Origin of the sequence: Paenibacillus sp. 2TAF8 (assembly GCF_052114825.1) — a bacterium.
In the GTDB taxonomy this organism is placed as follows: Bacteria; Bacillota; Bacilli; order Paenibacillales; family Paenibacillaceae; genus Paenibacillus.
In genome coordinates, this window is sequence record NZ_JBFRFN010000001.1 from 318,988 (window position 1) to 342,561 (window position 23,574).

Below are 23,574 nucleotides of genomic sequence, written 5' to 3' on the forward strand. Positions count from 1 at the left end.
AAACATATTACCGTGCAGAATGCCCGAGGAACTGACGAACGCGTTCCCTCTGTGAGTCATCCCCTAAGCTGGCTGAGTATAAGCGATTTGAGACAGTGATGGTATTGCCGAAGAAAAATCGTTCGAACTGCGTTTGTCTGCCCCCGAAAGACCCGGCTCCAAGCTCCCAGACCAAACGGAACAATGCATTACGTTGTTTGGATTCCATGTCTGAGCCCTTGAGGTAAACGTTCAACGACTCAGTTGGACCGGACTGAAAGTCCTCTTCCTGAGGAACCATGATCATGCCGCTGGAACTGAGCAACTGCAAAATCTCGATCAGCTCGGGATAAAGCTTCGGATAAAGAAGATTGGCTGCCATCAGCGGTTTAGAGGCTGGAACAATATATCCCCTACCGTCTGGTACAGCACCTGATTCCGCAGCAAGTGCGAGCGCTTTTAACGATTCGAGACTTGCGAGCGCGCGTGCTGTCTTCTCCACAACATGGGTTTCGTTTTTCAGGTCCAGTGTATCGGTTAAAAGTTGAATCGTGCCGAGCATAAATTCAGTTTTGGCAATATAACGGCTTAACACCTGATGCCCTGCATGGATATGGAAGTTACTGCCGCTGAAAAGAGTCGAAGACATCTGCTCGTTACCCGCAAAAAAAATACGGTCATGTGGAACAAGTACATGGTCAAAGATGACGATATTGTCCATCTCCTCATATCTGGAGCTTAAAGGGTAATTGTAGTTGGATTCGGCTGCATACGTATCTCGGCAGATCAAAGTGATACCAGGTAGATCATTAGGAACGGCAAACGAGAAAGCAAATGGATTTTCATCATCGAAAGGTGCAGGCGAAGGGGATGGATAGACGAAAATTTCATCTGAAGTAGCGGCTTGTGTTGCCATCATAAACGCCCCGTTGATAATGAGTCCTTCATTAGTCCGATCGACAACCTTGGCAGCAATGGCATCTTCAGTAGCATCCATTTGTCCTGAAATTTTACTCGCATGTGGCTGAATAAAGGCGTGGGATAACGTAATGTCATGGTCTCGACAATAGGCATAGTAATTTCTCAGATTCTCAGCATACTGAGGGGACAGGTCGTTTAACAAGTCGGCAGCGGTAAAAAACGCCATAATCGCTGTGTTCATGTAATCAGGTGAGCGTCCCAGAAAACCATGATGAGCCTGAGCCCATATCGTCATCGCTTCACGGCGTTTGTGGAGATCGTTGATGCTGGTTGGAGGCAGGAAGGACATGCCTACAGGCTTTCCATCGCTAGGAGAGGGATACGTCATAAGTTCTGTAAGCTGTGGATCATATTGCAGGTCGTACATATTCATTTGAGTTTTCATCAAACCGGAGAAGGCGATGTGCTCCGAGCGTTTAACAGTAAGCAGTTCTCCTTTATACCAACAGGGTACGGTCTGAGCGTTAATTCGTTCACAATACTGCATGCCGGTTTTAGCGGGCATAGTTCTTCACCTCTTGGTCATGGTTCATGAGCACATTTATTTCTATCCTATACTACGTGAAGTTGTTGTCTGATGTGCTACGGACCATGGAGTGAAAAATTTGCATCAAGGGCTTGATAATAATTATCATTCTTGCTACAATAAACAAAGAAAAAGGAACCCGAATGGGCTCCTTGGAATGCAGTAAATCGATTTATTTAACTTCAAACGTTTTGCAGTCTGTTTCAGCAGACTCGCTTGCTTCTTTGGAAGCGTGGCTCACGATGTAGATGGAAGATGCATTACATTTGTTTTCTTGAGCCCAGTGACGACAGGAGTTTACTTCACACAATACGTCTTTTGCCATGATTGTTAACCTCACTTTTAGTTGGATTTACATTCGTTGGTATAAAGATCCGGATTCCCAAGTTGCCGCTTGTAGAATCTGGGACAATTTTCACGCTCTCATGAATTTGGAGGGCTTTTTTGTGTTATACACAACGATGCACTTTCAGAATAGCAAATTTTGCTTTCCCATGCAACTGAATGGCGGCTCAGGAGACATACTGATGCTGATCAGGAGTTTGATCTTTGCAAAGTGGCATCTGTATGTTATTGTTTAATAGTAAAAATTACGATTAAATGGCAAGCAGTCAGCAACAACAAAATCTTTAACAATAAATATGGATACGAATGACTATGTTTCTTGAAGGAGCACATATACACATGAGTAAAATGAATCACGCAAACCGAATCCCTCGTGCAAAAGGAATCGATATGGCGGCATTCTACACGCCGAAGGAATGTAAACGAAAAGCACAACATATTGTCTTCTCAGCTGAAAATGAACGCATTGTTGAGGAGTTCATTACCATCCTGGACATGAAGGAAAAGTTCAGAGAGCATGATGTATCCATTCCGAATAAAGTGGTGATGTTTGGCCCTCCGGGTACAGGGAAAACGTTAACCGCATCATATCTGGCCCAGAGACTCGAGCTGCCGCTTGTAATGGTAAGGCTGGATGCACTCATTCACAGTCATCTGGGGGAAACAGGCAGTAATGTACGCAAACTGTTCGAATATGCTCGACTTAATCCATGCGTCCTGTTTTTGGATGAATTTGATGCAATCGGCCGGACACGAGAAAGTAATGATGAGGTAAAAGAAATGGCAAGGGTAGTGAATACCCTGTTGCAATGTATGGATGAATTTGAAGGAGATAGCATTCTGGTGGCTGCCACGAATCTGGAGACACAGCTTGATCATGCGATATGGCGCCGCTTTGATACCAAGATGACCTACACGATGCCCGATGAAGGTAGCCGCAGGCTGTACATTAGCAAACTTGTGGGCTCTTTTGAGCAGGAGAGCAGGCTGGAGGATTATATCTGTGAACGTCTTGCTGGCTGCAGCTATGCAGATGTGGAGCAAATTGTGTTAAAAGCAAAGCGCAAAGCCATTATTGGCAGTAGTGCATTGCACAAGCAACTGATCTCTGATGCATACGAGGAATACAGACCTCGAGTGATGCAAGGATAGACGTAAAGGTAGGTAAAGTTGCGGCGAGGGGAAGGGAAGTATGAAAGGGAGACAAGGCGGGGAGTATTTCTGAATTCTGTGTAACCTCTTGTAATCCTGTATGACTTTACCTTTTAACAAATGATTAGAGTAAACCCCGACACTCCTTATAGCAAGGAATGCCGGGCTATTCTAGTTACAGTGCTGACTTCGCTTTGACTGGTGAGCGGTAGGTTTTCTCGGGAATAAGCACTTCTTGCTGAGATACCCAGCGTGGCAGACTTAATCTAAACGTGCTTCCTTCGGGACTGCTGGATACGAGGGTTAATGTACCACCTTGCTCCTGTGCAAGAAGACGGCTGTATGTTAAACCGAGACCCAAGCCGCGATTACGTCGTTTTTTCAGCTCTCCCCGATAGAAACGTTCGAAGATGTTACGCTGATCCTCGATAGAAATTCCCGTGCCGTTGTCCTGCACATCGACATGTAACATGTCTTCCTCTACACGTAAATGCATGTGGAATATGGCTTGTTGGCCAGGCGTTGTGGCATGCAGTCCATTATTAAGCAAGTTTACAATAATCTGCTGAATACGGAGTGCATCACCCAACACGTATAGTGAATCTGATGGCGCATGAAGCTGAACCTCTGGAATATGTTCTTCATAGGCAATTTTCCATTGGTAAATGATCTCACCAACAAGCAGTTTCAGATCGGTACGTTCCTTCCGAACGGCAACACTTCCAGAGGTCATAGCATTATAATCGAGCAGATCAGCAATCATCCGTTCCATGCGTTCTGATTCTTTCAGAGCGATATCCAGAAACTCTTTGCCTTCCTGCGGACTGACAACATCGTCTCGCACAGCCATAACCAATCCTTTAATCGATGTGACAGGTGTTTTGAGCTCATGACTTACGCCCGCAAGAGAAAGTGCACGCCATTCTTCGAGTTGACGCAGACGGGTTGCCATATCCCCAAAAGAACCTACAAGTTCGTTCATTTCCCGTTCACGTGTTTTAATATCCAGGTTTACATCGTAATTCCCGCCGCGAATCTGTTCTGCTGCATAAGCCACTTGCCGAATCGGTTTCGATAGTTTGCTGGACAGCAGATAAATTGTGAACCAGCCGCAGAGAATAAGGCCTCCAAAAATCAATGCGACAAGCCAGATTGTTTCTGGACCGAACGTAATGGATTGTTTGGACTGCATGACCCATACTTTGCCAATCGTTTGATTCCCGTCAGCAATATCTACCGTTACACCAGCATACTTGCTGTTACGTGGTTCAAGAAAGTCATCGGACAGCCGGTAATAGACATCTTCTTGCACCATTTTCGGTTGAGAAAAAACCAGCTTATTGTTATTGTCCAGCACCATGACACAAAAATACTGATCGGTATTAAACAGCTTTTCCCGGCTGCTTACAATGGTATTCAAATCAGGTGGAACCTGAATTTTGTGGTTCTTCACGGTTACTCGATCAGCAATCTCCCAACCGAGTAGCTCAGCGGTTTTTAGACTTTTTTCAATCGATGTTGTTCGTATCCAGTACAGCGCACCGGCTGCAATCACGGAGAAGCCAATACATAGAATCAGGAAGTAACGCAGTGTCCAATGTGACAAAATAGATGTCGTTCGCTTCGGTTTAATTGATGTCAGTTGGCGATCCAAAATTGATACCCCATTCCTCGCAACGTTCGGATTTCCCCTGTGTCTGTTGTCCAATGGGAGAGTGCCTGACGCAGTCGTTTGATGGATAGATCTACAGCACGATCACTGCCTTCATAGTCGAGTCCCCACACTTGTTCAATCAGATGATCTCTGGTGAAAGTGCGGTTGGGATGTTCGGATAGAAAAATAAGAAGAGACAGGTCGCGTGGTGTGAGTGCAACCTCTGCACCATTCAGAAGAACTTGTTTAGCCGCAAGGTCGATAACCATATTGCCAAAAGAACGCTTGTCCTGTCCTCCGGAAGTCCAGTGTGGGTTCCGCCGCAGTACAGCATTCACACGTGCGACCACCTCCTCGGGTACAAACGGTTTGCTCATATAATCATCAGCACCGGCATTCAGACCATGGAGTCGATCGGTGATATCGTCCAGTGCGGTTAACATAATGACGGGACAAGCACTCTTTTCCCGAAAAATTCGCAGCAGATCCCACCCGTCCATCCCGGGAAGCATCACGTCCAGTAATACAATGGAAGGATTTACGGAATCGAAAAGGGCTAAAGCAGCCTGACCATCCGCTGCATGATGAACTTCAAATTCAGCTTTTCTCAGATAAGCAGCCAAAACACGTGCGATTGCCTGCTCATCCTCAACGATAAGTACAGATTTCAAACCGGGTGTTCTCCTTTCACAGACAAGCTTGTGTACTGATTTTACATGAGGTAGGGCATAAAGCCAATCCTGTTTTCACGTTTTGAAAAAAAATGAAAAAGAATTTCATCTTGACTTCTTCCTGACACATTGGGCTGTTAAAATCCAAATCAAGAGAAACAACAAACCATACTATACTGGAGGAAACATAGAGATGAATAAAAAAGCGAAAACGTGGATTATTACAGGGGTAGCAGCAGTAGCCATTATTGGTGGGGGCGGTTATTACTTTGCAAATAGTTACTTGGGAAACAATGTCGAGATTGAGCAGGTTCTTCCGGCTAATGCGGCTTCATCCACCACGGCTGCAGATAGCGGTACGGTAAAAGCAGTTGAAAATAAAAAGGTTGGAGCAGACCAGCTGAACGGGGACTGGAATATCAGTCAGGGCTCGAAAGTATATTTCTCAGTAACCACTTCACAGGAAACCGTGAATTTTGTGGACGAGCAGGTTAGCGGGAAATGGACGATTAACGTGGATGACCCGGCTCAGTCGAAAGCAGAAGGAACAATCGAGGTAAACGGCATCGATTCTGGTAATGGGCAACGGGATGAGCATGTGAAAAGTGCAGACTTTTTCGATATGGCTCAATTTCCACAAGCAACATTTAAAGCCACATCAATTGAAGGTATGCCTTCCGAATGGACAGAAGGACAGACGGCTGATTTGAAAATGAAAGGCACACTTACCGTAAGAGGTATCGAAAAGGAAGTTACGTTTGACGCCAAAGCGGCTTATCAAAATAATGAAGTGCTGCTGTCCGGAACAACGATGGTTACATTCGAAGATTTTGGCATGAAAAACCCACACTCGGTTGTGCTTTCAACTGAAAATGATATCCAGGTTCGTCTTGAATTGAAGCTGGCGAAATAATAGATAAATCTATACGATTTTATTAAATGATGAAAAACATAGTAAGCCATTAAATCTGTTGTGTTCCGCCTCCAGGCGGGCAAACAGATTTTTTGCTTTTGATAGGGTTCGCTGAAAAAAAATTAGGCCTGCTCATCTCCCTAAGGCTGGAAAATAAGGATTACGCTAGGCAGGACAATGGCTAGAAAAATAGACATTGTTAAAAAAACAGCTGTTTCCTTTGGATAATGCCGTGTTGTAAAGTACCGTGAAGCGCTTACAATGGGGTAGATTCATGACATTCATTGATCCAAGCACAATTAAATACGAGAAGGGGAGATCAAGGGTGAAGAAGAGGTACATAAGTGGCTGTCTTGTTTTATTGTTGTTGTTCTGTGATCTGGGTCTGATCGCCAGACCAGCAGAGGCGGCAAAAAATAATGTGGCGCTGAACAAGACAGTAACGGTGAGTTCGGATGAAAAAAGGTGGGGAGGCGATAAAGCTCATCTGGTCGATGGCGATGTGAGCACCCATTGGAGTACAGAAGTTGGAGTGACACCGGAAAAGCCGGAGTGGGTCATCATTGATCTGGGAGACACGTACAATCTGTCGGGAGCGGAAATCATGTGGAGAGAGAATACGGTTGTGAAGTATTCACTTGAAACTTCTACTGATCAGCAGCAATGGTCTACTGTTGCCGATCAACACGATAATGCGGATGCAAAACAGACTTCGAATCTGACCTTTCATCAAAATAATGTACGTTATATCAAGCTTAATATTTCTTTTTACAAAGAAGGTGGAGCTTGGTCCCAAATATTGGAGTTCAAAGTGTGGGGAGAATCAGAGGGTATGGAGCCAGCCAACATTATCAGTTATGATCCTATTCAAGTGAGTACACTACCAAGAAGTGCTCCGAATCTACCAGCGGAAATCAAAGCCAATTTTACGAATGAGAAGTCGGGCCTCGTTCCTGTCACATGGGACATCATTGATCCATCGCAATATGAAAAAACAGGATCATTCTCTGTGACGGGTGCCGTATATGGGACTGACAAAATGCCTCAAGCAACGGTTGTTGTACAAGAGTATCGTTCTGATTATGTCAGAGGCGTTGATATTTCGACTCTTACGGCGATTGAAGCTAAGGGTGGGAAGTATCTGGATAGCAACGGCACCGAGCGGGACTTGCTTGATATCCTCATGGATCGCGGTGTCAATTATGTGCGTCTGCGTTTGTGGAATGATCCACAAAAATCAGGTGGCTATAATGATAAAGCTGATGTCATCAAAATGGCTGTACGTGCGAAGCAAAAAGGCTTGAAGGTGCTGCTGGATTTCCATTACTCGGATGAGTGGGCGCACCCAGGTCAGCAGTTGAGACCGAAAGCATGGGAGAATTTGAGTTTCGAAGGGCTTAAAAAAGCGGTATACGATTACACGGTTGAAGTCGTGGGAGAAATGAAGCAGGCTGGTGCGATGCCGGATATGGTACAGATCGGTAACGAGATTAATAGTGGTCTTCTCAACGGATTAAGCAGCGATGTGAATTTTAAGGAAAATGCAGCTTTACTGAAGCAGGGGATCAATGGGGTTCGTGCAGTCGAAGGAAATGTTAATGCAGCTGATCGGGCGAAGATCATGATTCATCTGGCTGAAGGTGGCAAGGCAGAGACATTCAAATGGTATTTTGATGAGTTGAAAAAACAAGGACTCGACTCCGATTATGACATCATTGGACTTTCGTATTATCCGTTCTGGCACGGTACATTTGCCGATGTGCAGAAAACGATGAACGACGTTTCAGCAACTTTTGGGAAAGATGTCATTATAGCTGAAACATCCTATCCGTTCACTTATAAAAACGGGGACGCGCATGGTAATATTATCGGGTCGGATCAAGCACTCTTTCAAGGAGGAGCAACATTCCCTGCAACGGTGCAAGGTCAATACGATGCCATCGCGGGTATCATGGATTTGATTGCCAATGTACCGAATAATCGCGGGGCAGGTTTCTTCTACTGGGAGCCGGCATGGATTCCGGTAGGTGTAGGCTGGATTGCTTCCGAAGGCGACGCGTGGGAGAATCAGAGCATGTTTGATTACGATGAGTATCCAGCGAATGGTGGGCACTCTTATGAAGGAAGAGCGTTATGGTCTCTCGATGTGTACAAAAGAGGACTGGAACAGCTGCCGACAGCTCGGCAGCAGCTCGCAGCAGCACTGACACGAGCAAAATCGCTGGTAGCGAGTGACTTCACATCAGAAACCTGGGGTAGTCTGGAACCAGCAATCACTGCAGCAGAAAATGTATATGCTCAGGCGTATACACCGGGCGGTGTAAGTCAAGAGGAAACCAATGCAGCGACAACATCTCTGGAACGTGTTTTGTCAGAGCTTGGTGTGATAACACCGGACTTTAAACAGGTCTTGGCTGCAATTCAAAAAGCAGAGACGTATCAGCAGGCAAATTGGTCGGCTGCAACATGGACTGTATTCAGTAAAGCATTGGAACATGCAAAATCCGTTGTGGCTGACCCAAGAGCTACACAGACAGATGCAAATATAGCGGTAGAGCGTCTTGAAGCAGCCATAAGAGGCTTGTCTGACGTGGATAAAACAAAACTGCTTGAGTACATTCAGTTGATGCAACAGGAGAACGGAGCTTCATATACACGTCGTAGTTGGTCTTCTTTGCAACTGGCGCTACAGGCCGCTATTCAAGTCAGAGACAATGCAGAAGCTAAACAGTCTGATGTGAATACAGGACTGGATTCATTGAAACAAGCCTTTAGTGGGCTAATTAAGCTGGATGCCTTAACAACAGGTAAAAAAGCTACAGCTTCAAGCAGTGCAGGAAATGGCGGTGGTAAGGACAACTCGCCGGAAGGTGCGATCGACGATAATCCTAATACGTCCTGGGGAACAGAGCGGAAACAGAATGAGAATCCCTGGTGGACGGTGGATCTTAAACACGTTGCAAATCTCCGTAAAATCGAAATGTCGATGTGGAGCGGTGGTATCAAATACAGAATTGATATATCGGATGATAATGAGCATTTCAAGACAGTCGTTGATACGACAAGTGATGTTGTCGTATCCACTTCCCCCAGTCATGTTCTCCCCGAGGGAACTGAGGGACGTTATATTCGTGTAACGATTACCGCTGGACCGACATGGGTTGGATTCATGGAATTCGAGGCTTATGGTACCATTCCGGCTGACAAAACCGTATTAAAATCAACCGTTACATCTGGGGAAGCATTGAAACAAACCGATTACACGGCTTCAAGCTGGAGTGTGTTCAGTAAAGTGTTGGGGCAAGCTCGGCAGCTTGTTCTGGATGCGGAAGCTTCAGAACAAGAAATAATTAATGCGGATCAACTTCTGAAGGGAGCCATTGCACAACTGGTACCTCAGACGACCAATCCGGGCACTGAACAACCATCTCAGCCAAGTAATCCTTCCGGTCCATCCGTACCTTCAACAAGTACGAACAATCCGGTAATTTCAACTCAACCAACACATGGTAGCGAAACTGAGGGCGGTTCTATTACTGTAAAAGGAACAGCAACTGGAGATGGCACATATGCGGTGCGTCCAAGTACAGCTGAGCTTGCTCAAGCTTTGAAATCGATGGATTCCGGCAAACGTACGTTGAAGCTTGTGGGCGATGTGCCCGATAGTTCCAAAGCGGTGACGTTCCAAGTGCCAGCAGGTCAGCTCTCTTCATGGATTCGTTCGGAGGAAGTGCAATCCATTGAGGTGGTGACAGGCAAAACGACAGTCCGTATCCCGCTTAGGACCCTGCCGATGACAATCGCGGAGACTACAGGTACGTTGGACGTTGTCGTTGCGGAAGGCTCCGCAGAGCAAGTGACTGCTGCGAAGCGAGATCATATCGGCAATCATCCTGTAGTTGATGTGCGGATGCTGCTCAATAACAAGTCAATCCAGTGGGAGGATAAGACAGTTGAAGTGCTTCTGTCTGATGTACAACCAGTCAAAGTTGATCAAACGGTCATGGTTGTCAACTCCATCTCAACAAACGGTGAATTACACCCTGTCACTTATACGAAGTATGAGCAGGCTACAGCTACGATGGCGTTCAAGCCGTCTATGCCTGGCAGTTACGTCATTACCAATGTTGAAGTGCCGTTAACCGACTTGCAGCAACATGCTTGGGCAATTCCAGAGGTTCAACATCTCTATAGCAAAGGCATCATTGCAGGTATGAGTGACACACGTTTTGAACCGCAGGGTGAACTCACCCGTGCCCAATTTTTACAGATGCTCGTTAAAGGGATTGGAAAAACGAATCACACAGATTCTTCAGCTAAGCCACTACCAACAGACGTCAAGTCAGATCGATGGTATGCGGATGGGGTTCGCGCAGGCCTTGCAATGAACATTGTTCAGGGCAGAGCTGACGGAACATTCGGTGCGAATGATCGTATCTCCCGAGAAGATATGGCTGTTATGCTGGATCGAGCGATGGAAGCGGCAGAACGTAATAACAATTCCACTACGATAAGCGCTGCTCAGATGAAGTTCAGAGATCAAGCAGACATTCATGAGTATGCGAAGGACGCCGTGGCATCTATGGTACAACTTGGCATACTAAAAGGCTTGCCTGATAGCACATTTGCTCCCAAACAAACTGCTAATCGTGCGCAAGGCGCCGTTGCAGTAGCGAGATTGCTTGAACAGCTGTATTAGATACGGTAACTTGACTTAATTAAATCGTAATGACATATAGATAAGGAAGAGGTCGAATCCATGATGCGATCTCTTTTTTCGTGCGAATTTTGTTAATGTCGTATTGACAATATCAAAATCATTTGTTATCATTTCGATAATATCAAAACGACATTAACGAGAAACGAGGAATGAGCCATGTTTGGATTCCGATTTGTAAAGTTTCAACCGAGTGAATATGTAATGAAAGTGAAAAACGGTAGAGTACAGCGCGAAGGTGTGGGTTTATCCTTTTATTATTACGAGCCAACGACTTCGGTTGTTGTATTGCCGGTTTCTTCTGTGGATGTGCCCTTTATGTTCGAGGAGATTACAGCGGATTATCAGACGGTTACCGTACAGGGACAACTTAGCTATCGCATTATGGATTATGGCAAAATTACAAAGAGCCTGAATTACACGTATAATTTGCGCAAAAATCAATATATGTCTGATGATCCTCACAAGCTGGATCAGCGGGTGATTACCATTGCAAAAGTGCTCACGAAGAAATATTTGGAGCAGTTGCCGTTAAAAGACGCAATTCAATCCAGTGAACGTCTTGCCAGCAGTATGAAACGGGAGGTAGCGCAGCATGAAGAGTTGGAAAAGCTTGGCGTTGAGCTGATGAATCTATCCATTCTGGCTATTTTGCCAAACAAGGAAACGATGCGCGCGTTGGAGGCACAGGCGAGAGAAGAAATTCTAAGACAGGCAGATGAGGCTTTATATGTACGGCGCAATGCTTCGATTGAGCAGGAACGCCGTGTGAAAGAAAATGAACTGAATACCGAGATTGCGGTGGAGACGAAAAAGCAGCAGATTCGGGAAACACAATTGCAGGCAGAACGCTCAGTAAAACAGAAACAGAACGAGATGGAGAAGGAGCAGCTTCAGTTTAATACCGCGATGGAAGAGCGTAAGCAGCAGTTAATCGAACTTACCATTGCGAATAAGAATGCCGAAGCAGATGCCAAAGCATATGAGATTGCAGCAGTCATGAATTCGCTTCAACATGTACAGCCGAATGTATTACAGGCCATGGCCAATATGGGCATGAATTCGGATAAACTAATTGCACTTGCGTTCCAGGAACTGGCCGAGAATGCTGGCAAGATCGGACAACTTAACATTTCGCCAGATCTGCTACAGGGTCTGATGGCACCAGCAGAAGGAAGAGGTAAGGGAGGGGCAGCACGATGATTGTTGGATGGGGGAAACAAACCAATCTATCCGCTTCCAGAACACGGTTTATACGATCCAGTCAAGTTAGGCCGAACGTGTCAGACAATCAAGCCAATCTGGTGAAGCGGGCAAGTCAGACAAGTGAGACAAGTCAAAAAAACCAAGACCAAAAAAATCAATAACGGTTGTCCTCAAGTCAAAGGGAAAACGGAGGTGAAATCACAGATGGTTAAGATGAATGAACCTATGAGTGAGCATAAATTAATTTTGGTCAAGCGCAGAAGCCGACTGGAGGAATTGATTGTACGTTACAATACGGTACAGCAAGCTCAGTTTTACATTGAACGTCTTGGTGCTGATTTTAGCGATTACGTCGAAGAGGATCGACGTTACAAGCAATCGATACAGCTTGCTCAACAACAATTGAGTCAACTTGGACGTGTTCAGATGATTGACCGGGAGCATGTCCCCAATTTTATATTTGGAGAACAAGATATTGTGGTTGTGGTCGGGCAGGATGGTTTGGTTGCCAATACGTTGAAATATGTTACCGAGCAGCCGCTCATTGGTGTGAATCCAGATCCGATGCGGTGGGACGGGGTGCTGTTACCTTTTACAGTTGAGGATCTAAGCTTCATTGTTCCAGATGTGATTCGTAGACAACGCGCGCTTAAGGAAGTTACCCTTGCCAAAGTTGAATTAAATGACGGACAGGTGCTGTACGGCGTCAATGATCTGTTTATTGGTCGGAAGACACATGTGTCTGCCCGTTATGAAGTGCGATTGGGAAATATGATCGAAAATCATTCGTCAAGCGGCATTATTGTATCTACGGGCATGGGATCAACAGGATGGTTGAAGAGTGTACTGGCCGGAGCTTCAGGCATTGTCAGTTCGGCGGCCTGGCAGCATGTGAGAAGGGAGGATGGGGATCGACTGGCTAGTGCAGAAAGAGCAGTTGACTTAACAGGAACAGCTTCGGATAAAGGATTGAACAATAACGGATTTACATGGGATGCCCCTTATTTATACTTTACTGTACGTGAACCGTTTCCGAGTCGAACCACAGCGGCCAATCTTGTTTTTGGACAGATTCATGCGGAATGTCCACTTCACATCGTTTCGCAGATGCCGGAGGATGGGGTTATTTTTAGTGACGGGGTGGAGCAGGATTTTCTGGAATTTAACTCGGGGGTGCACGCAACGATTGATCTGGCGGAGAAGAGAGGTCGGTTGGTAATATGAACGGGTTTCTTCTATTATAATATAGATCTCTATTAAGTTTTTGGATTTATGAAAAGCCGGTAATTCAATCGGTGCACCACAGCCTGTGTTTTCTTGATTTGAATCAAGGAGATGCAGGCTTTTTCGCGTTAAGATGGATACATAACCAGAACAAATACAGGAGGATGATGATCATGAGTATTACGTCATTACAAGAAGTTAAAGCATATAGTACGGAACGTTTCACAAAACGGGTGTTGTTTCAACAAGGAGGCGGTGTAACTTTTGTACTTCATTTTCTGCCAGGACAACAGCTTCCTGTTCACAAACATCCCGGTGCAGACCTCACACTTCTCGTCGTTGAAGGCAAAGGCACATTGATTTTGGATGGAAAAGAGCATGAGATCCAGGCAGAAGACGTGGTGTCTTGCGGAGGTGAGGTTGAATTCGCGTTCCATAACACGAGTGATGCGGAGGTTCGGTTGTTCGTAGTGCTGAGCAAAGTGCCGGAAGCATCTTATGCCAAGGATATCTAATAGCCAATAGAAGTGGATAAATAATAGGGAATGGGGACTCCGCGAGGAGTTCTTTTTCTTTGGTACAGTGCATCTCTTTTCCGTGCAAAACGGAGTGCATACAAAAACGTACCTTGGCCTGAAGAGATCAGAACTTGAGTACGTTTTTTGGGGTATTGGTGTTCAACAGACTGAGTTGTTTGGACATATTTCCTTCCGCCAACATCCTTAATTTGAGCATCTGTTAGAAATATCCGAGCATTTCTTTGGCTTCTCTGGACATCAGCTGCGGAGACCATTGCGGTTCCCATACCACCTGTACGTCAATATCGGTCTTGTCGGTATTTTGTTGTAAAACCCATTTCACCGCACCGACGATGGTGTCATGCAGCGGACAGCCGGGTGTAGTAAGTGTCATTCGGACCTGAATGCGATCTGGCTCTTCCTTTACCTCATACACAAGGCCAAGGTCAACGATGTTGACACCAAGCTCCGGGTCATAGACTTCTTTTAAATGCTCGAGTAAATGTGAGATTTGTTCCATCTTTTCCACGCTCCAATCCATCTTGTTAACGTCTGAATACCAAAGCGATATTTGAAATATACACAATCGAGATCATAGACAATAATGTTCCGCCAACCATCATCACTTCGGCCAGATTGATCAGAATACCGCTGACTAACAGCAGGCTTGCTGCGACCATCGCAAGTATTCCAAGGTTGATCCTTTTTTCACTTAACATACCAGCCATGAGTGGGGTGCCAGGACGTCCGGCGAGTTTGCCGTATTTGTGGGTCCACCATAGAAAAGGCACAATTTTGGAAGCATATCCGAGGATCGTCAGGGATACCCAGCCTCCAAGATATACCCAGCCTGTCAGAAGCACAACACGTGAATCAAGTAACAGCTCCATCCCTTGCGCACTATAGATTAACAGAGCCGTGGAATATACGAGCAAGGCACGGCTTACATAGACCGTCCAGCGGATTCCGGGGCCAGGATTGCTTTTATGCCGTTTCTCCTGAATTTGTTCCAGATGGTACACATAACAGATCAATGCTCCTGTCAAAAGCAAAAGCGCAAACCAGAGCAAGCCACCTTGAATACCTGTCAGGAATGCGATCACTCCGGTGATAACAGCAGCATTCCATAGAACCAGAACCATCTTTTGCAATCGGATGGAGAAATCATGGGACAAATAAAACATCGGCAGCATTTTGTAACTGAATCCGGTAATTAACATGCCAAACCATCCGAGGGTTCCCATCCAGATATGAGCGCCAAACAATCGTTGATGCAGACCATTCCAGTCGCCAAAAGCAAAATTCAGTCCCATCAGCATGCCGGATAATCCGGTAAGCACAAGGTACAGACAGGCGCATGCCGCACTGATCGTTACGGGGTTCCAAATGGAAGCACGATAGAGGGTGATAGCCATGTTCAAACCGAATAACAAGATGCCGAATAGTGCAAGCGTTGCTGAGCAGGCAATCCAGATTACATCAGCCTGGATGAATCCCATTAACATGCCGGTAGCGCCGATGGTGAACAAGAAATAGTGGCAGTAACCGAGCACTGTACTGTAGATATTCGTTTGCAAAATGACATGTATCAACTGATAAACAGCACCCATTGCCAGCATGGTGGCCCACCCGAGCACAAACAAATGGGCATGAAACCAGCCTTCGGGTCCTCTTAATTCATCACCTAGCCAGCCTGTTAATGAGAGCAAGGAGAATGCGTGATACATTACAAATCCAACGATGCCCGTGATGATAAAAAGAAACGGCAACCTGGACATGGCTTTCGCCCCCTTACCCTTTTTCAATTCTGACTTTGGCTGTACCATCCGCCTGATCCTCAACGGTGTAAAGACAACCGAGCTGATTCAATTCCTCGATCAAAAAAACGGGCACGCGGTCATTATGAATGAGGACAACTTCTCCCGGTTTGCAGCGTTCGAGAGCGGCTAATGTGCGCATCATCGGTTGAGGTGGCTCTAGTCCGCGATTGTCCAGAACGATGGTCGGCTCCAGCAATGTAGATGCTGTATCTTGTGCTGAAAGCTCTGATCCAGAATTTACAGCTATCGCTGGAGGTTGCCCTTCACAGGAAGAGTTGACATCGTTTAAGGCCAAATCTTCAATCGAAGATGCAGCTAATGGTTGCCGATCCAAAGATTTGGATTGAACCGCCGCAGAGACTTTCGCTGCAGCGGTTTTATTTTTTTTATGAACAAATGTGGTTACCCAATGATTGGATTCAAGACGTTCCGATGTACTGGAGTATCCTTTCATTTTCAGAATGCCAAGTAGTGGCGTCGGTTTGAACGGCGCGTGCAGAACCAATACGTCTTCGTGTTTCAGTTCTTTAACGGTATCCATAATGAGCTGAAAAGGCTCCAGTTTTTTACTCAGATGAGGGCGGACGTCCAGTTCAACAATATTAACTTCGGTTTCAAGCATGAAYGTTCACATCCGTTTCGGTGCTGATTGCCGTAGCTGCTTGCGTCTGCTGAACCAGCTTGATCGAAGATTCATATAAAGCGGCCATGCCTCCGTACAAGGCATAGAAGAATGCGTCGGGTGCGTCAAGAGAGAAGGAGAGATAGGTTTTGGGGTCCATCTCAAGCACACGCTCAAACAGTCTCGCACTGTCATAGGCATAGAAGCAGAAATGAGTAAATTCGAACACGGGCATTTTCTCATAAATCGTGATGATCTCTTGTGCATAGGCTGCCTGCTCACGCTGAGCGATCTGGATCATGGATACAGCATCTTCGAGTCCCAGCGTCAGACGCAGTGTAGTATCGTTAATGATTTCAACATGCGCCATTCCCGTCCAACTCCAATCTATCGTTTAGTAATTTTGACTTGAAACGTTATAGGACCCTGTTCGATATATTCCCAGCCGAAGCCGTCAGGATGTGTCGATTGAAACTGGAAGCGGAGCGGTTTTGGATCGTGATCATTAACCAGCAGCATCGCTTCCTCGGGCTGAAGGGCTTCAAACGTTTCAAAGATAATTTTATGTTTCAAATGAGGTGGATACTCTGTGGCATTAATCGTTGCAGCATATGTGTTCATGGGTCATTCCTCCAAATTGGGATTAGTGTGGTGTGTTGCAACTTGATTATAGAAAAGCAGACAGGAAAGCTGTGTGAGCCTGCTCACACCTTTATTTTTGTCATAATCTCGCCTTATTTTATCCGGAATCCAGTTCGGAAAAGGCTCGCAGAGCTTTCATAAATATGCAACTGTGCGTTATGTTTCAGCTCTTGTGATATTTTGCACAGTTAGCAGAGCCAGACATCATTATGCTTAAGCCCATGATTGACAATACATGTGAGGAAGCGAGTGTTCTCCTTCAGCCGATGTCATGACAGCACCCGAGAGAAAGGAGGTACGTGTATGGAATCAAAGCTAATAGACCCGTTTGGACGTGTACATGATTACTTGCGTATATCGGTTACGGATCGATGTAATTTGCGTTGTGTGTACTGCATGCCGGAAGAAGGAATGCAGTTTGAACCGACGGAACGTATCCTGTCCTATGAAGAAATTACATCGATTGTCCAGGCACTTGCTCCGCTAGGTATACGGAAATTGCGATTGACCGGCGGAGAACCTCTGGTTCGCAAGGGGCTGGATCAACTGGTTGCCATGTTATCCGCTATTCCGGGGATTGAAGACATTGCATTGACAACCAATGGCATATATTTGGCGGCTTATGCTGAGAAGCTTAAGGCTGCAGGTCTGACACGTGTGAACATTAGTTTGGACTCGCTCAAACCGGAGCGATTCGCGCGTATTACCCGGGGCGGTAAGGTACAACGTGTGCTGGAGGGCATCCAAGCTAGTCAACAGGCTGGATTCCAGCCTATCAAGCTTAATGTTGTACTGATGAAAGGTGTTAATGACGATGAGGTAGAGGATTTTCTGCGTATGACGCTGGAAGATCCAATTGATATTCGATTTATTGAGTACATGCCCATCGGAGATAGTGGAACTGGTTGGAAGTCGAGTTATTTGCCACTTGAACATGTACTGAACACTTGTGGGGCCAATTGGAATTACGAAAGCTGCGGTGATGTGTACGGCAATGGTCCGGCAGATAGTTATCGGATTGCTGGAGCCGCTGGAACGTTTGGTCTAATCCATCCGGTCAGCAGTCATTTCTGCGGCAGTTGCAACAGGCTCCGGTTAACAGCTGACGGTAACATTAAGCCTTGTCTGTACTGGTCGGATGAGTACAATGTTCGTCCGCTCGTTGGTGACGACAAGGCGGTTCAGGATTTATTTTACAAGGCGCTCGGCTCCAAACCTGAAACTCATGACATGGTAAAAGCCTTAAAAGGGCAGCAGATTAACGGAACGCCTACGCTGCGGCATATGTCGCAGATTGGAGGATAGGAAGAGTAGCAAGTGCTTTAAATAGAGCTTCGAATGCAGTTCAAACTCGAACTCCAATTCGGGTGCGAAATCGCATCAACAGGTCACAATTGTGGGAGGACAACAATGAGCAGCAAAAGCATGCCCTGGATGGGCAAACTGAAGTATTTTGCCAAACGCGAAAAAAACGCGGAAGGCTGGAGTGAGATGTCCCCGGTTAACCGGGACTGGGAAGATGTGTATCGCCGTCGTTGGCAGCATGATAAAGTGGTGCGTTCCACACACGGCGTGAACTGCACAGGTTCGTGCAGCTGGCAGATTTATGTGAAAGATGGCATCGTGACATGGGAAACACAGGCGACGGATTATCCATCAACCGGGCCGGATATGCCTGATTTCGAACCACGTGGTTGTCCGCGTGGAGCAAGCTTCTCATGGTATCTATATAGTCCATTGCGTGTGAAACATCCTTACGTACGCGGGGCGCTCCTGGAAATGTGGCGTGAGGCTCTGAAAACGCATGGTGATCCCGTACAGGCTTGGTCAAGTATTGCAAATGATTCGGTGAAAGTAAAAAGATACAAATCGGTACGTGGTAAAGGCGGACTCGTGCGTGCGTCATGGGGCGAAGTGACACAGATTATTGCTGCTTCCATGATTCATACGATCAAAGATTACGGCCCAGACCGTATCATTGGTTTCTCGCCGATTCCAGCGATGTCCATGGTCAGTTATGCTGCAGGATCACGTTTCTTGTCTCTGGTAGGCTCACCACTTCTCAGTTTCTATGACTGGTACGCGGATCTGCCGCCGGCATCCCCGCAAATCTGGGGAGATCAGACGGATGTGCCGGAGAGTAGTGACTGGTATAACTCAGGATATATTATGGTCTGGGGTTCCAACCTGCCGATGACACGTACGCCGGATGCTCACTTCCTTGCTGAAGCACGTTATAAGGGAACCAAAGTGGTATCCATCAGTCCGGATTATGCGGAATATGTGAAGTTCGCTGACACATGGATGTCTGTAAAACAAGGTACAGATGGCGCGCTTGCCATGACGATGGGGCACATCATTCTGAAAGAATTTTATCTGGATCATCCTACGGATTACTTCATGTCTTATGCGAAGCAATATACGGACTTCCCGAATTTGTTGATTGTGGAAGAGAAGGATGGCGTGAACACTGCAGGACGTTTCCTGCTTGGGGAAGACCTGTGCATCCAAGGCAACAATATGGCGTGGAAAACCCTTGTATATGATGAGAACACGGGTACTTATGCCATTCCAAAAGGCAGTATGGGCTTCCGTTGGGGTGAAGAAGGTACGTGGAATCTCAAAATGGAACAGGTGGATACGGGCGAGCCGATCGATCCAAGACTATCCATGCTCGGTGTACATCATGATCTCGTATCCGTGCACCTGCCTTACTTCGATGATGAAGGAAGTCATGTAATGGAGCGTCAAATCCCTGTGCGCCGCATCCGGGTTGAAGATCGCTGGATCACTGTTACATCAGTATACGATCTCGTGCTGGCGAAGTACGGGGTTGATCGTGAAATGACTCGTTCAGCAGACTCTACTGAAATCGTAGCAGGAGTCGTTGTAGAAGCGGAAGAAGATAAGCCATTTACACCGGCTTGGCAGGAAAAAATCACCCGGGTTGACCGGGATACCGTCGTTCAGATCGCACGTGAGTTTGCACAAAATGCCGTTGATACGCAGGGGCGTTCCATGATTATTATGGGAGCCGGGATCAACCACTGGTACAACTCGGATGTCATCTATCGCGCTATTATCAACCTGCTGCTGATGACTGGCTGTCAGGGGGTTAACGGTGGTGGTTGGGCTCACTATGTCGGTCAGGAGAAACTGCGTCCGGCGGAAGGATGGCAGACGATTGCGTTTGCACGTGACTGGAGTGGACCTGCTCGTCTGCAAAACGGTACATCCTTTTTCTATTTTGCAACAGATCAATGGAGATATGAGGAGACCAAAGTCGGGGATCTGACCTCGGCACTTGAGGGTAATCCGCGATTCGAGCACGTTGCTGACTATAATGTTATGGCTGCACGCATGGGCTGGCTTCCGTCTTATCCGCAATTTAACCGCAATTCGATTGATTTGCATCAGGATGCACTGGATGCAGGAGCAACGACGAATGAAGAGATCAGTGCTTATGTGGCAACCGAGCTGCAAAATAAAAATCTGAAATTCTCGATTGAACAGCCTGATGACCCGGCGAACTTCCCGCGTGTGCTGTTTGTCTGGAGAGCAAACCTGATCTCAAGCTCAGGCAAAGGACATGAATATTTCCTGAAGCATTTGCTTGGTGCTACGAACGGATTGTTGAATGATGATGATCTGGGACTTCGTCCAGAGCATGTGGAGTGGGTGGATAATGCTCCGGAAGGCAAGCTGGATCTTATGGTCAATATGGACTTCCGCATGGCGGGTACAGCGATGTATTCCGATATCGTACTGCCAGCAGCAACATGGTATGAAAAAAGCGACCTGAGCAGTACGGATATGCACCCGTTTGTGCATCCATTCAACCCGGCAGTAGCCACACAGTGGGAATCCCGTTCCGACTGGGATACGTTCAAGGAGATTGCACGTGTGTTCTCCGACATGGCTGCACAGCAGTTCGACGGACCGCAGAAGGAGATTTTGACTACACCACTGCTGCATGATTCACCGGATGAACTCGCGCAACCGTATGGTGAGATCAAAGACTGGAGTGCAGGAGAATGTGAAGCCATTCCGGGTAAAACGATGCCACATATTCATGTCGTAGAACGTGACTATGCTGCGGTTTACAACAAAATGATCAGTCTCGGACCTAATGTGAAGGATAAACCGATTGGCACGAAGGGTATTGCATGGTCTGCAACCGAGGAGTATGAGAAGTTGAAAGGCATTCTTGGTGTTAACCGAAAAGATGGCATTGGACAAGGATGTCCAGATCTGAGTACAGATCGTAACGTTGCTGAAGCAATTCTGACGCTGTCTACCACCACAAACGGCAAGATGGCTGTACGTGCGTGGGAGTCACTTGAGAAGAAAACGGCACTGCACTTGAAGGATCTGGCAGAAGAGCGCTCGGAGGAGTGTTTCACATTTGACGAGATTACGTCAAAACCGAAAACAGTCATCACATCACCTGCGTTCAGCGGATCGGAAAAAGGCGGACGGCGGTATTCACCGTTTACAACCAACGTAGAACGTCTGATTCCATGGCGTACATTGACGGGCAGACAACAGTTTTATATCGACCATGCGATGCTGCGCGAGTTCGGTGAGACGCTGGCGACCTTCAAACCGATTCTGAAACATACACCGTTCCATCCAAACAGTAAACGTCCGATTGAGGGCGGCAAAGAAATCGTGCTGAACTACATGACACCACATAATAAATGGTCCATTCACAGTATGTACTATGATGCTCAGCCGATGTTGACGTTGTTCCGTGGTGGCCCAACGATCTGGATGAATCATGAAGATGCTGAGGACGCCGGTCTGGTGGATAATGACTGGATCGAATGTTTCAACCGTAACGGGGTCGTTGTGGCTAGAGCAGTCGTTACACACCGGATTCCACGCGGAGTAGCCTTTATGTATCACGCTCAGGACCGTCACATTAACGTTCCGGGTACGAAAATTTCACAGACACGCGGTGGTACGCATAACAGTCCGACTCGCATTCACGTGAAACCGACACATATGATCGGTGGTTATGCTCAGTTAAGTTATGGTTTCAACTATTATGGCCCGACAGGCAACCAGCGTGACCTGAACGTCATCATTAGAAAACTGCAGGAGGTGGATTGGCTTGAAGATTAAAGCACAAGTCAGCATGGTCATGAACCTGGATAAATGTATCGGATGCCATACATGCAGCGTTACATGCAAAAACACCTGGACGAATCGTCCAGGTGCGGAGTACATGTATTTTAACAATGTCGAAACGAAACCAGGTGTCGGTTATCCGAAACAATGGGAGGATCAGGAGCGTTATCGCGGCGGCTGGGAGATGAAAAATGGCAAGCTGGAGCTGAAATCCGGTACACGTGCCAGACGTTTGCTTAACATTTTCCACAACCCGGATCAACCAACGATTGACGACTACTACGAGCCTTGGACATATGATTACGAAAAACTGACCAACAGTCCGGAGAAAAAACACCAGCCGGTTGCAAGACCGAAATCCCAAATCACCGGAGAGTACATGAATCTGGAATGGGGTCCAAACTGGGAAGATGACCTCGCCGGTGCTCATATCACGGGGATGGAAGACCCGAACATGAAAGGTGTCGAGGAATCGATCAAAATGGATTTTGAACAGGTATTTATGATGTATCTGCCGCGAATCTGTGAACACTGTCTGAACCCGTCTTGCGTGTCCTCTTGTCCATCAGGCGCCATGTACAAACGGGAAGAGGACGGTATCGTACTGGTCGACCAGAATGCTTGTCGTGCATGGAGGTTCTGTGTATCCAGTTGTCCTTACAAAAAAGTATATTTCAACTGGCAGACGAACAAAGCCGAGAAATGTACACTATGCTTCCCGCGGATTGAAGCGGGTCTGCCAACGATCTGCTCCGAAACTTGCGTCGGACGTATCCGCTATATCGGTCTGATGCTTTATGATGCAGACCGCATTGAAGCGGCAGCATCGGTTGAGAATGAAAAGGATCTGTATGAGTCACAAATGGATGTATTCCTTGATCCGAATGATCCTGAAGTCATCCGTGAAGCACGGGCAGCAGGCATTCCAGAGGACTGGATTATAGCAGCGCAGCAGTCCCCGATCTACAAAATGGTGATTGACTGGAAGATCGCACTGCCGCTTCACCCTGAATACCGCACGATGCCAATGGTATGGTACATTCCGCCGCTGAGCCCGATCACGAACCGGGTAGAAGGCCAAGGAAGTTCGCTCGAAGCAAACGATATTTTCCCGGCGATTGATAACATGCGTATTCCGGTTGAATACCTGGCAAACCTGCTTACTGCTGGAGATACAGGACGTATTCGTGAAGTACTGCGCAAAATGGCTGTAATGCGGATTCATATGCGTAACCAGCAAACCGGCAAAACAAGTGAGTCCGACATGCTGGATATGGTAGGTATGAGTGCGCAGGAAGTTGAAGATATGTATCGTCTGCTCGCTATCGCGAAATACGATGATCGGTTTGTGATCCCACCAGCTCACCGTGAGGAAGTGGCGGATCTCTTCAGTGAACAAGGCAGCTGCGGTCTTGACTTTGCAGGCGGCCCGGGTTCTTGCGGCGTATTCTCATAGGAGAGGAGACAACAA

At 46.7% G+C, this 23,574-nt stretch carries 19 protein-coding genes; 10 read left to right on the forward strand and 9 right to left on the reverse strand.

Going from position 1 to position 23,574, the window contains the following annotated elements:
* Positions 1-7: 7 nt before the first annotated feature.
* Both AB4Z30_RS01560 and AB4Z30_RS01565 read right to left on the reverse strand, forming a co-directional pair.
* Positions 8-1,465 (reverse strand): 4-hydroxyphenylacetate 3-hydroxylase family protein, encoded by a 1,458-nt coding sequence (locus AB4Z30_RS01560; RefSeq protein WP_441922593.1) that lies wholly within the window; start codon positions 1,463-1,465, stop codon positions 8-10.
* 193 nt (positions 1,466-1,658) lie between these two features.
* Positions 1,659-1,811, reverse strand: a complete 153-nt coding sequence (locus AB4Z30_RS01565; protein ID WP_090917035.1) for a DUF1540 domain-containing protein — start codon at positions 1,809-1,811, stop codon at positions 1,659-1,661.
* 359 nt (positions 1,812-2,170) lie between these two features.
* Here AB4Z30_RS01565 and AB4Z30_RS01570 point away from each other — a divergent pair, with 359 nt between their 5' ends.
* Complete coding sequence (locus AB4Z30_RS01570) at positions 2,171-2,983, forward strand: AAA family ATPase (RefSeq protein WP_441922595.1); 813 nt, start codon at positions 2,171-2,173, stop codon at positions 2,981-2,983.
* Positions 2,984-3,158: 175 nt separating this feature from the next.
* Here AB4Z30_RS01570 and AB4Z30_RS01575 read toward each other — a convergent pair whose 3' ends face one another.
* Together AB4Z30_RS01575 and AB4Z30_RS01580 are read right to left on the reverse strand one after the other, a co-directional pair.
* On the reverse strand, positions 3,159-4,637 hold the full coding sequence (locus AB4Z30_RS01575) for a HAMP domain-containing sensor histidine kinase (RefSeq protein ID WP_441922597.1): 1,479 nt from the start codon (positions 4,635-4,637) through the stop codon (positions 3,159-3,161).
* A complete protein-coding gene (locus AB4Z30_RS01580) occupies positions 4,622-5,308 on the reverse strand; it encodes a response regulator transcription factor (protein WP_441922599.1) in 687 nt (228 codons plus the stop codon). Before AB4Z30_RS01580 ends, AB4Z30_RS01575 begins: the two co-directional genes overlap by 16 nt.
* Before the next feature lie 193 nt (positions 5,309-5,501).
* Between AB4Z30_RS01580 and AB4Z30_RS01585 the strand changes: the two genes are divergently transcribed.
* The 6 genes from AB4Z30_RS01585 (at position 5,502) to AB4Z30_RS01610 (ending at position 13,883) form a co-directional block, all read left to right on the forward strand.
* A complete protein-coding gene (locus tag AB4Z30_RS01585; protein ID WP_441922601.1) occupies positions 5,502-6,221 on the forward strand; it encodes a YceI family protein in 720 nt (239 codons plus the stop codon).
* Positions 6,222-6,546: 325 nt separating this feature from the next.
* Positions 6,547-10,920: a glycosyl hydrolase 53 family protein gene (locus AB4Z30_RS01590; RefSeq protein WP_441922603.1), complete on the forward strand. Its 4,374-nt coding sequence runs from the start codon at positions 6,547-6,549 to the stop codon at positions 10,918-10,920.
* Between the two features lie 177 nt (positions 10,921-11,097).
* A complete protein-coding gene (locus tag AB4Z30_RS01595; protein WP_441922605.1) occupies positions 11,098-12,141 on the forward strand; it encodes an SPFH domain-containing protein in 1,044 nt (347 codons plus the stop codon).
* The gene (locus tag AB4Z30_RS01600; protein WP_441922607.1) at positions 12,138-12,305 is read left to right on the forward strand and encodes a hypothetical protein; all 168 of its coding nucleotides are present in this window, start codon (positions 12,138-12,140) and stop codon (positions 12,303-12,305) included. The genes AB4Z30_RS01595 and AB4Z30_RS01600 overlap by 4 nt, the downstream gene beginning before the upstream one ends.
* 52 nt (positions 12,306-12,357) lie before the next feature.
* On the forward strand, positions 12,358-13,368 hold the full coding sequence (locus tag AB4Z30_RS01605; RefSeq protein WP_441922851.1) for a sugar kinase: 1,011 nt from the start codon (positions 12,358-12,360) through the stop codon (positions 13,366-13,368).
* A gap of 173 nt (positions 13,369-13,541) precedes the next feature.
* Positions 13,542-13,883: a cupin domain-containing protein gene (locus tag AB4Z30_RS01610; RefSeq protein WP_441922609.1), complete on the forward strand. Its 342-nt coding sequence runs from the start codon at positions 13,542-13,544 to the stop codon at positions 13,881-13,883.
* A 223-nt stretch (positions 13,884-14,106) separates the two neighbouring features.
* Here AB4Z30_RS01610 and AB4Z30_RS01615 read toward each other — a convergent pair whose 3' ends face one another.
* Genes AB4Z30_RS01615 through AB4Z30_RS01635 form a run of 5 tightly spaced genes read right to left on the reverse strand, consistent with a single transcriptional unit; the run spans position 14,107 to position 16,949 of the window.
* Positions 14,107-14,406, reverse strand: a complete 300-nt coding sequence (locus AB4Z30_RS01615; RefSeq protein ID WP_441922613.1) for a metal-sulfur cluster assembly factor — start codon at positions 14,404-14,406, stop codon at positions 14,107-14,109.
* 25 nt (positions 14,407-14,431) lie between these two features.
* Positions 14,432-15,664 (reverse strand): hypothetical protein, encoded by a 1,233-nt coding sequence (locus AB4Z30_RS01620; RefSeq protein WP_441922615.1) that lies wholly within the window; start codon positions 15,662-15,664, stop codon positions 14,432-14,434.
* 13 nt (positions 15,665-15,677) lie between these two features.
* Positions 15,678-16,328, reverse strand: a complete 651-nt coding sequence (locus tag AB4Z30_RS01625) for a DUF2249 domain-containing protein (RefSeq protein WP_441922617.1) — start codon at positions 16,326-16,328, stop codon at positions 15,678-15,680.
* On the reverse strand, positions 16,321-16,698 hold the full coding sequence (locus tag AB4Z30_RS01630; protein ID WP_441922619.1) for a hypothetical protein: 378 nt from the start codon (positions 16,696-16,698) through the stop codon (positions 16,321-16,323). Before AB4Z30_RS01630 ends, AB4Z30_RS01625 begins: the two co-directional genes overlap by 8 nt.
* Positions 16,699-16,715: 17 nt before the next feature.
* Positions 16,716-16,949, reverse strand: a complete 234-nt coding sequence (locus tag AB4Z30_RS01635; RefSeq protein WP_441922621.1) for a DUF2249 domain-containing protein — start codon at positions 16,947-16,949, stop codon at positions 16,716-16,718.
* 324 nt (positions 16,950-17,273) lie between these two features.
* Here AB4Z30_RS01635 and moaA point away from each other — a divergent pair, with 324 nt between their 5' ends.
* The 3 genes from moaA (at position 17,274) to narH (ending at position 23,559) form a co-directional block, all read left to right on the forward strand.
* The gene (gene moaA / locus AB4Z30_RS01640; RefSeq protein ID WP_441922623.1) at positions 17,274-18,275 is read left to right on the forward strand and encodes a GTP 3',8-cyclase MoaA; all 1,002 of its coding nucleotides are present in this window, start codon (positions 17,274-17,276) and stop codon (positions 18,273-18,275) included.
* Between the two features lie 105 nt (positions 18,276-18,380).
* Positions 18,381-22,097, forward strand: a complete 3,717-nt coding sequence (locus AB4Z30_RS01645) for a nitrate reductase subunit alpha (protein ID WP_441922625.1) — start codon at positions 18,381-18,383, stop codon at positions 22,095-22,097.
* Positions 22,087-23,559 (forward strand): nitrate reductase subunit beta, encoded by a 1,473-nt coding sequence (narH, locus tag AB4Z30_RS01650; RefSeq protein WP_441922627.1) that lies wholly within the window; start codon positions 22,087-22,089, stop codon positions 23,557-23,559. Before AB4Z30_RS01645 ends, narH begins: the two co-directional genes overlap by 11 nt.
* Positions 23,560-23,574: the final 15 nt, after the last annotated feature.

Excerpts from the sequence above, each read along its gene's own strand:
- AB4Z30_RS01565 (WP_090917035.1), bottom strand. The coding sequence starts at position 1,811 with ATGGCAAAAGACGTATTGTGTGAAGTAAACTCCTGTCGTCACTGGGCT.
- moaA (WP_441922623.1), top strand. The coding sequence starts at position 17,274 with ATGGAATCAAAGCTAATAGACCCGTTTGGACGTGTACATGATTACTTG.
- AB4Z30_RS01645 (WP_441922625.1), top strand. The coding sequence starts at position 18,381 with ATGAGCAGCAAAAGCATGCCCTGGATGGGCAAACTGAAGTATTTTGCC.
- AB4Z30_RS01570 (WP_441922595.1), top strand. The coding sequence starts at position 2,171 with ATGAGTAAAATGAATCACGCAAACCGAATCCCTCGTGCAAAAGGAATC.
- AB4Z30_RS01620 (WP_441922615.1), bottom strand. The coding sequence starts at position 15,664 with ATGTCCAGGTTGCCGTTTCTTTTTATCATCACGGGCATCGTTGGATTT.
- AB4Z30_RS01610 (WP_441922609.1), top strand. The coding sequence starts at position 13,542 with ATGAGTATTACGTCATTACAAGAAGTTAAAGCATATAGTACGGAACGT.
- AB4Z30_RS01615 (WP_441922613.1), bottom strand. The coding sequence starts at position 14,406 with ATGGAACAAATCTCACATTTACTCGAGCATTTAAAAGAAGTCTATGAC.
- AB4Z30_RS01595 (WP_441922605.1), top strand. The coding sequence starts at position 11,098 with ATGTTTGGATTCCGATTTGTAAAGTTTCAACCGAGTGAATATGTAATG.
- AB4Z30_RS01635 (WP_441922621.1), bottom strand. The coding sequence starts at position 16,949 with ATGAACACATATGCTGCAACGATTAATGCCACAGAGTATCCACCTCAT.
- AB4Z30_RS01600 (WP_441922607.1), top strand. The coding sequence starts at position 12,138 with ATGATTGTTGGATGGGGGAAACAAACCAATCTATCCGCTTCCAGAACA.
- AB4Z30_RS01560 (WP_441922593.1), bottom strand. The coding sequence starts at position 1,465 with ATGCCCGCTAAAACCGGCATGCAGTATTGTGAACGAATTAACGCTCAG.
- AB4Z30_RS01585 (WP_441922601.1), top strand. The coding sequence starts at position 5,502 with ATGAATAAAAAAGCGAAAACGTGGATTATTACAGGGGTAGCAGCAGTA.
- AB4Z30_RS01605 (WP_441922851.1), top strand. The coding sequence starts at position 12,358 with ATGAATGAACCTATGAGTGAGCATAAATTAATTTTGGTCAAGCGCAGA.
- AB4Z30_RS01625 (WP_441922617.1), bottom strand. The coding sequence starts at position 16,328 with ATGCTTGAAACCGAAGTTAATATTGTTGAACTGGACGTCCGCCCTCAT.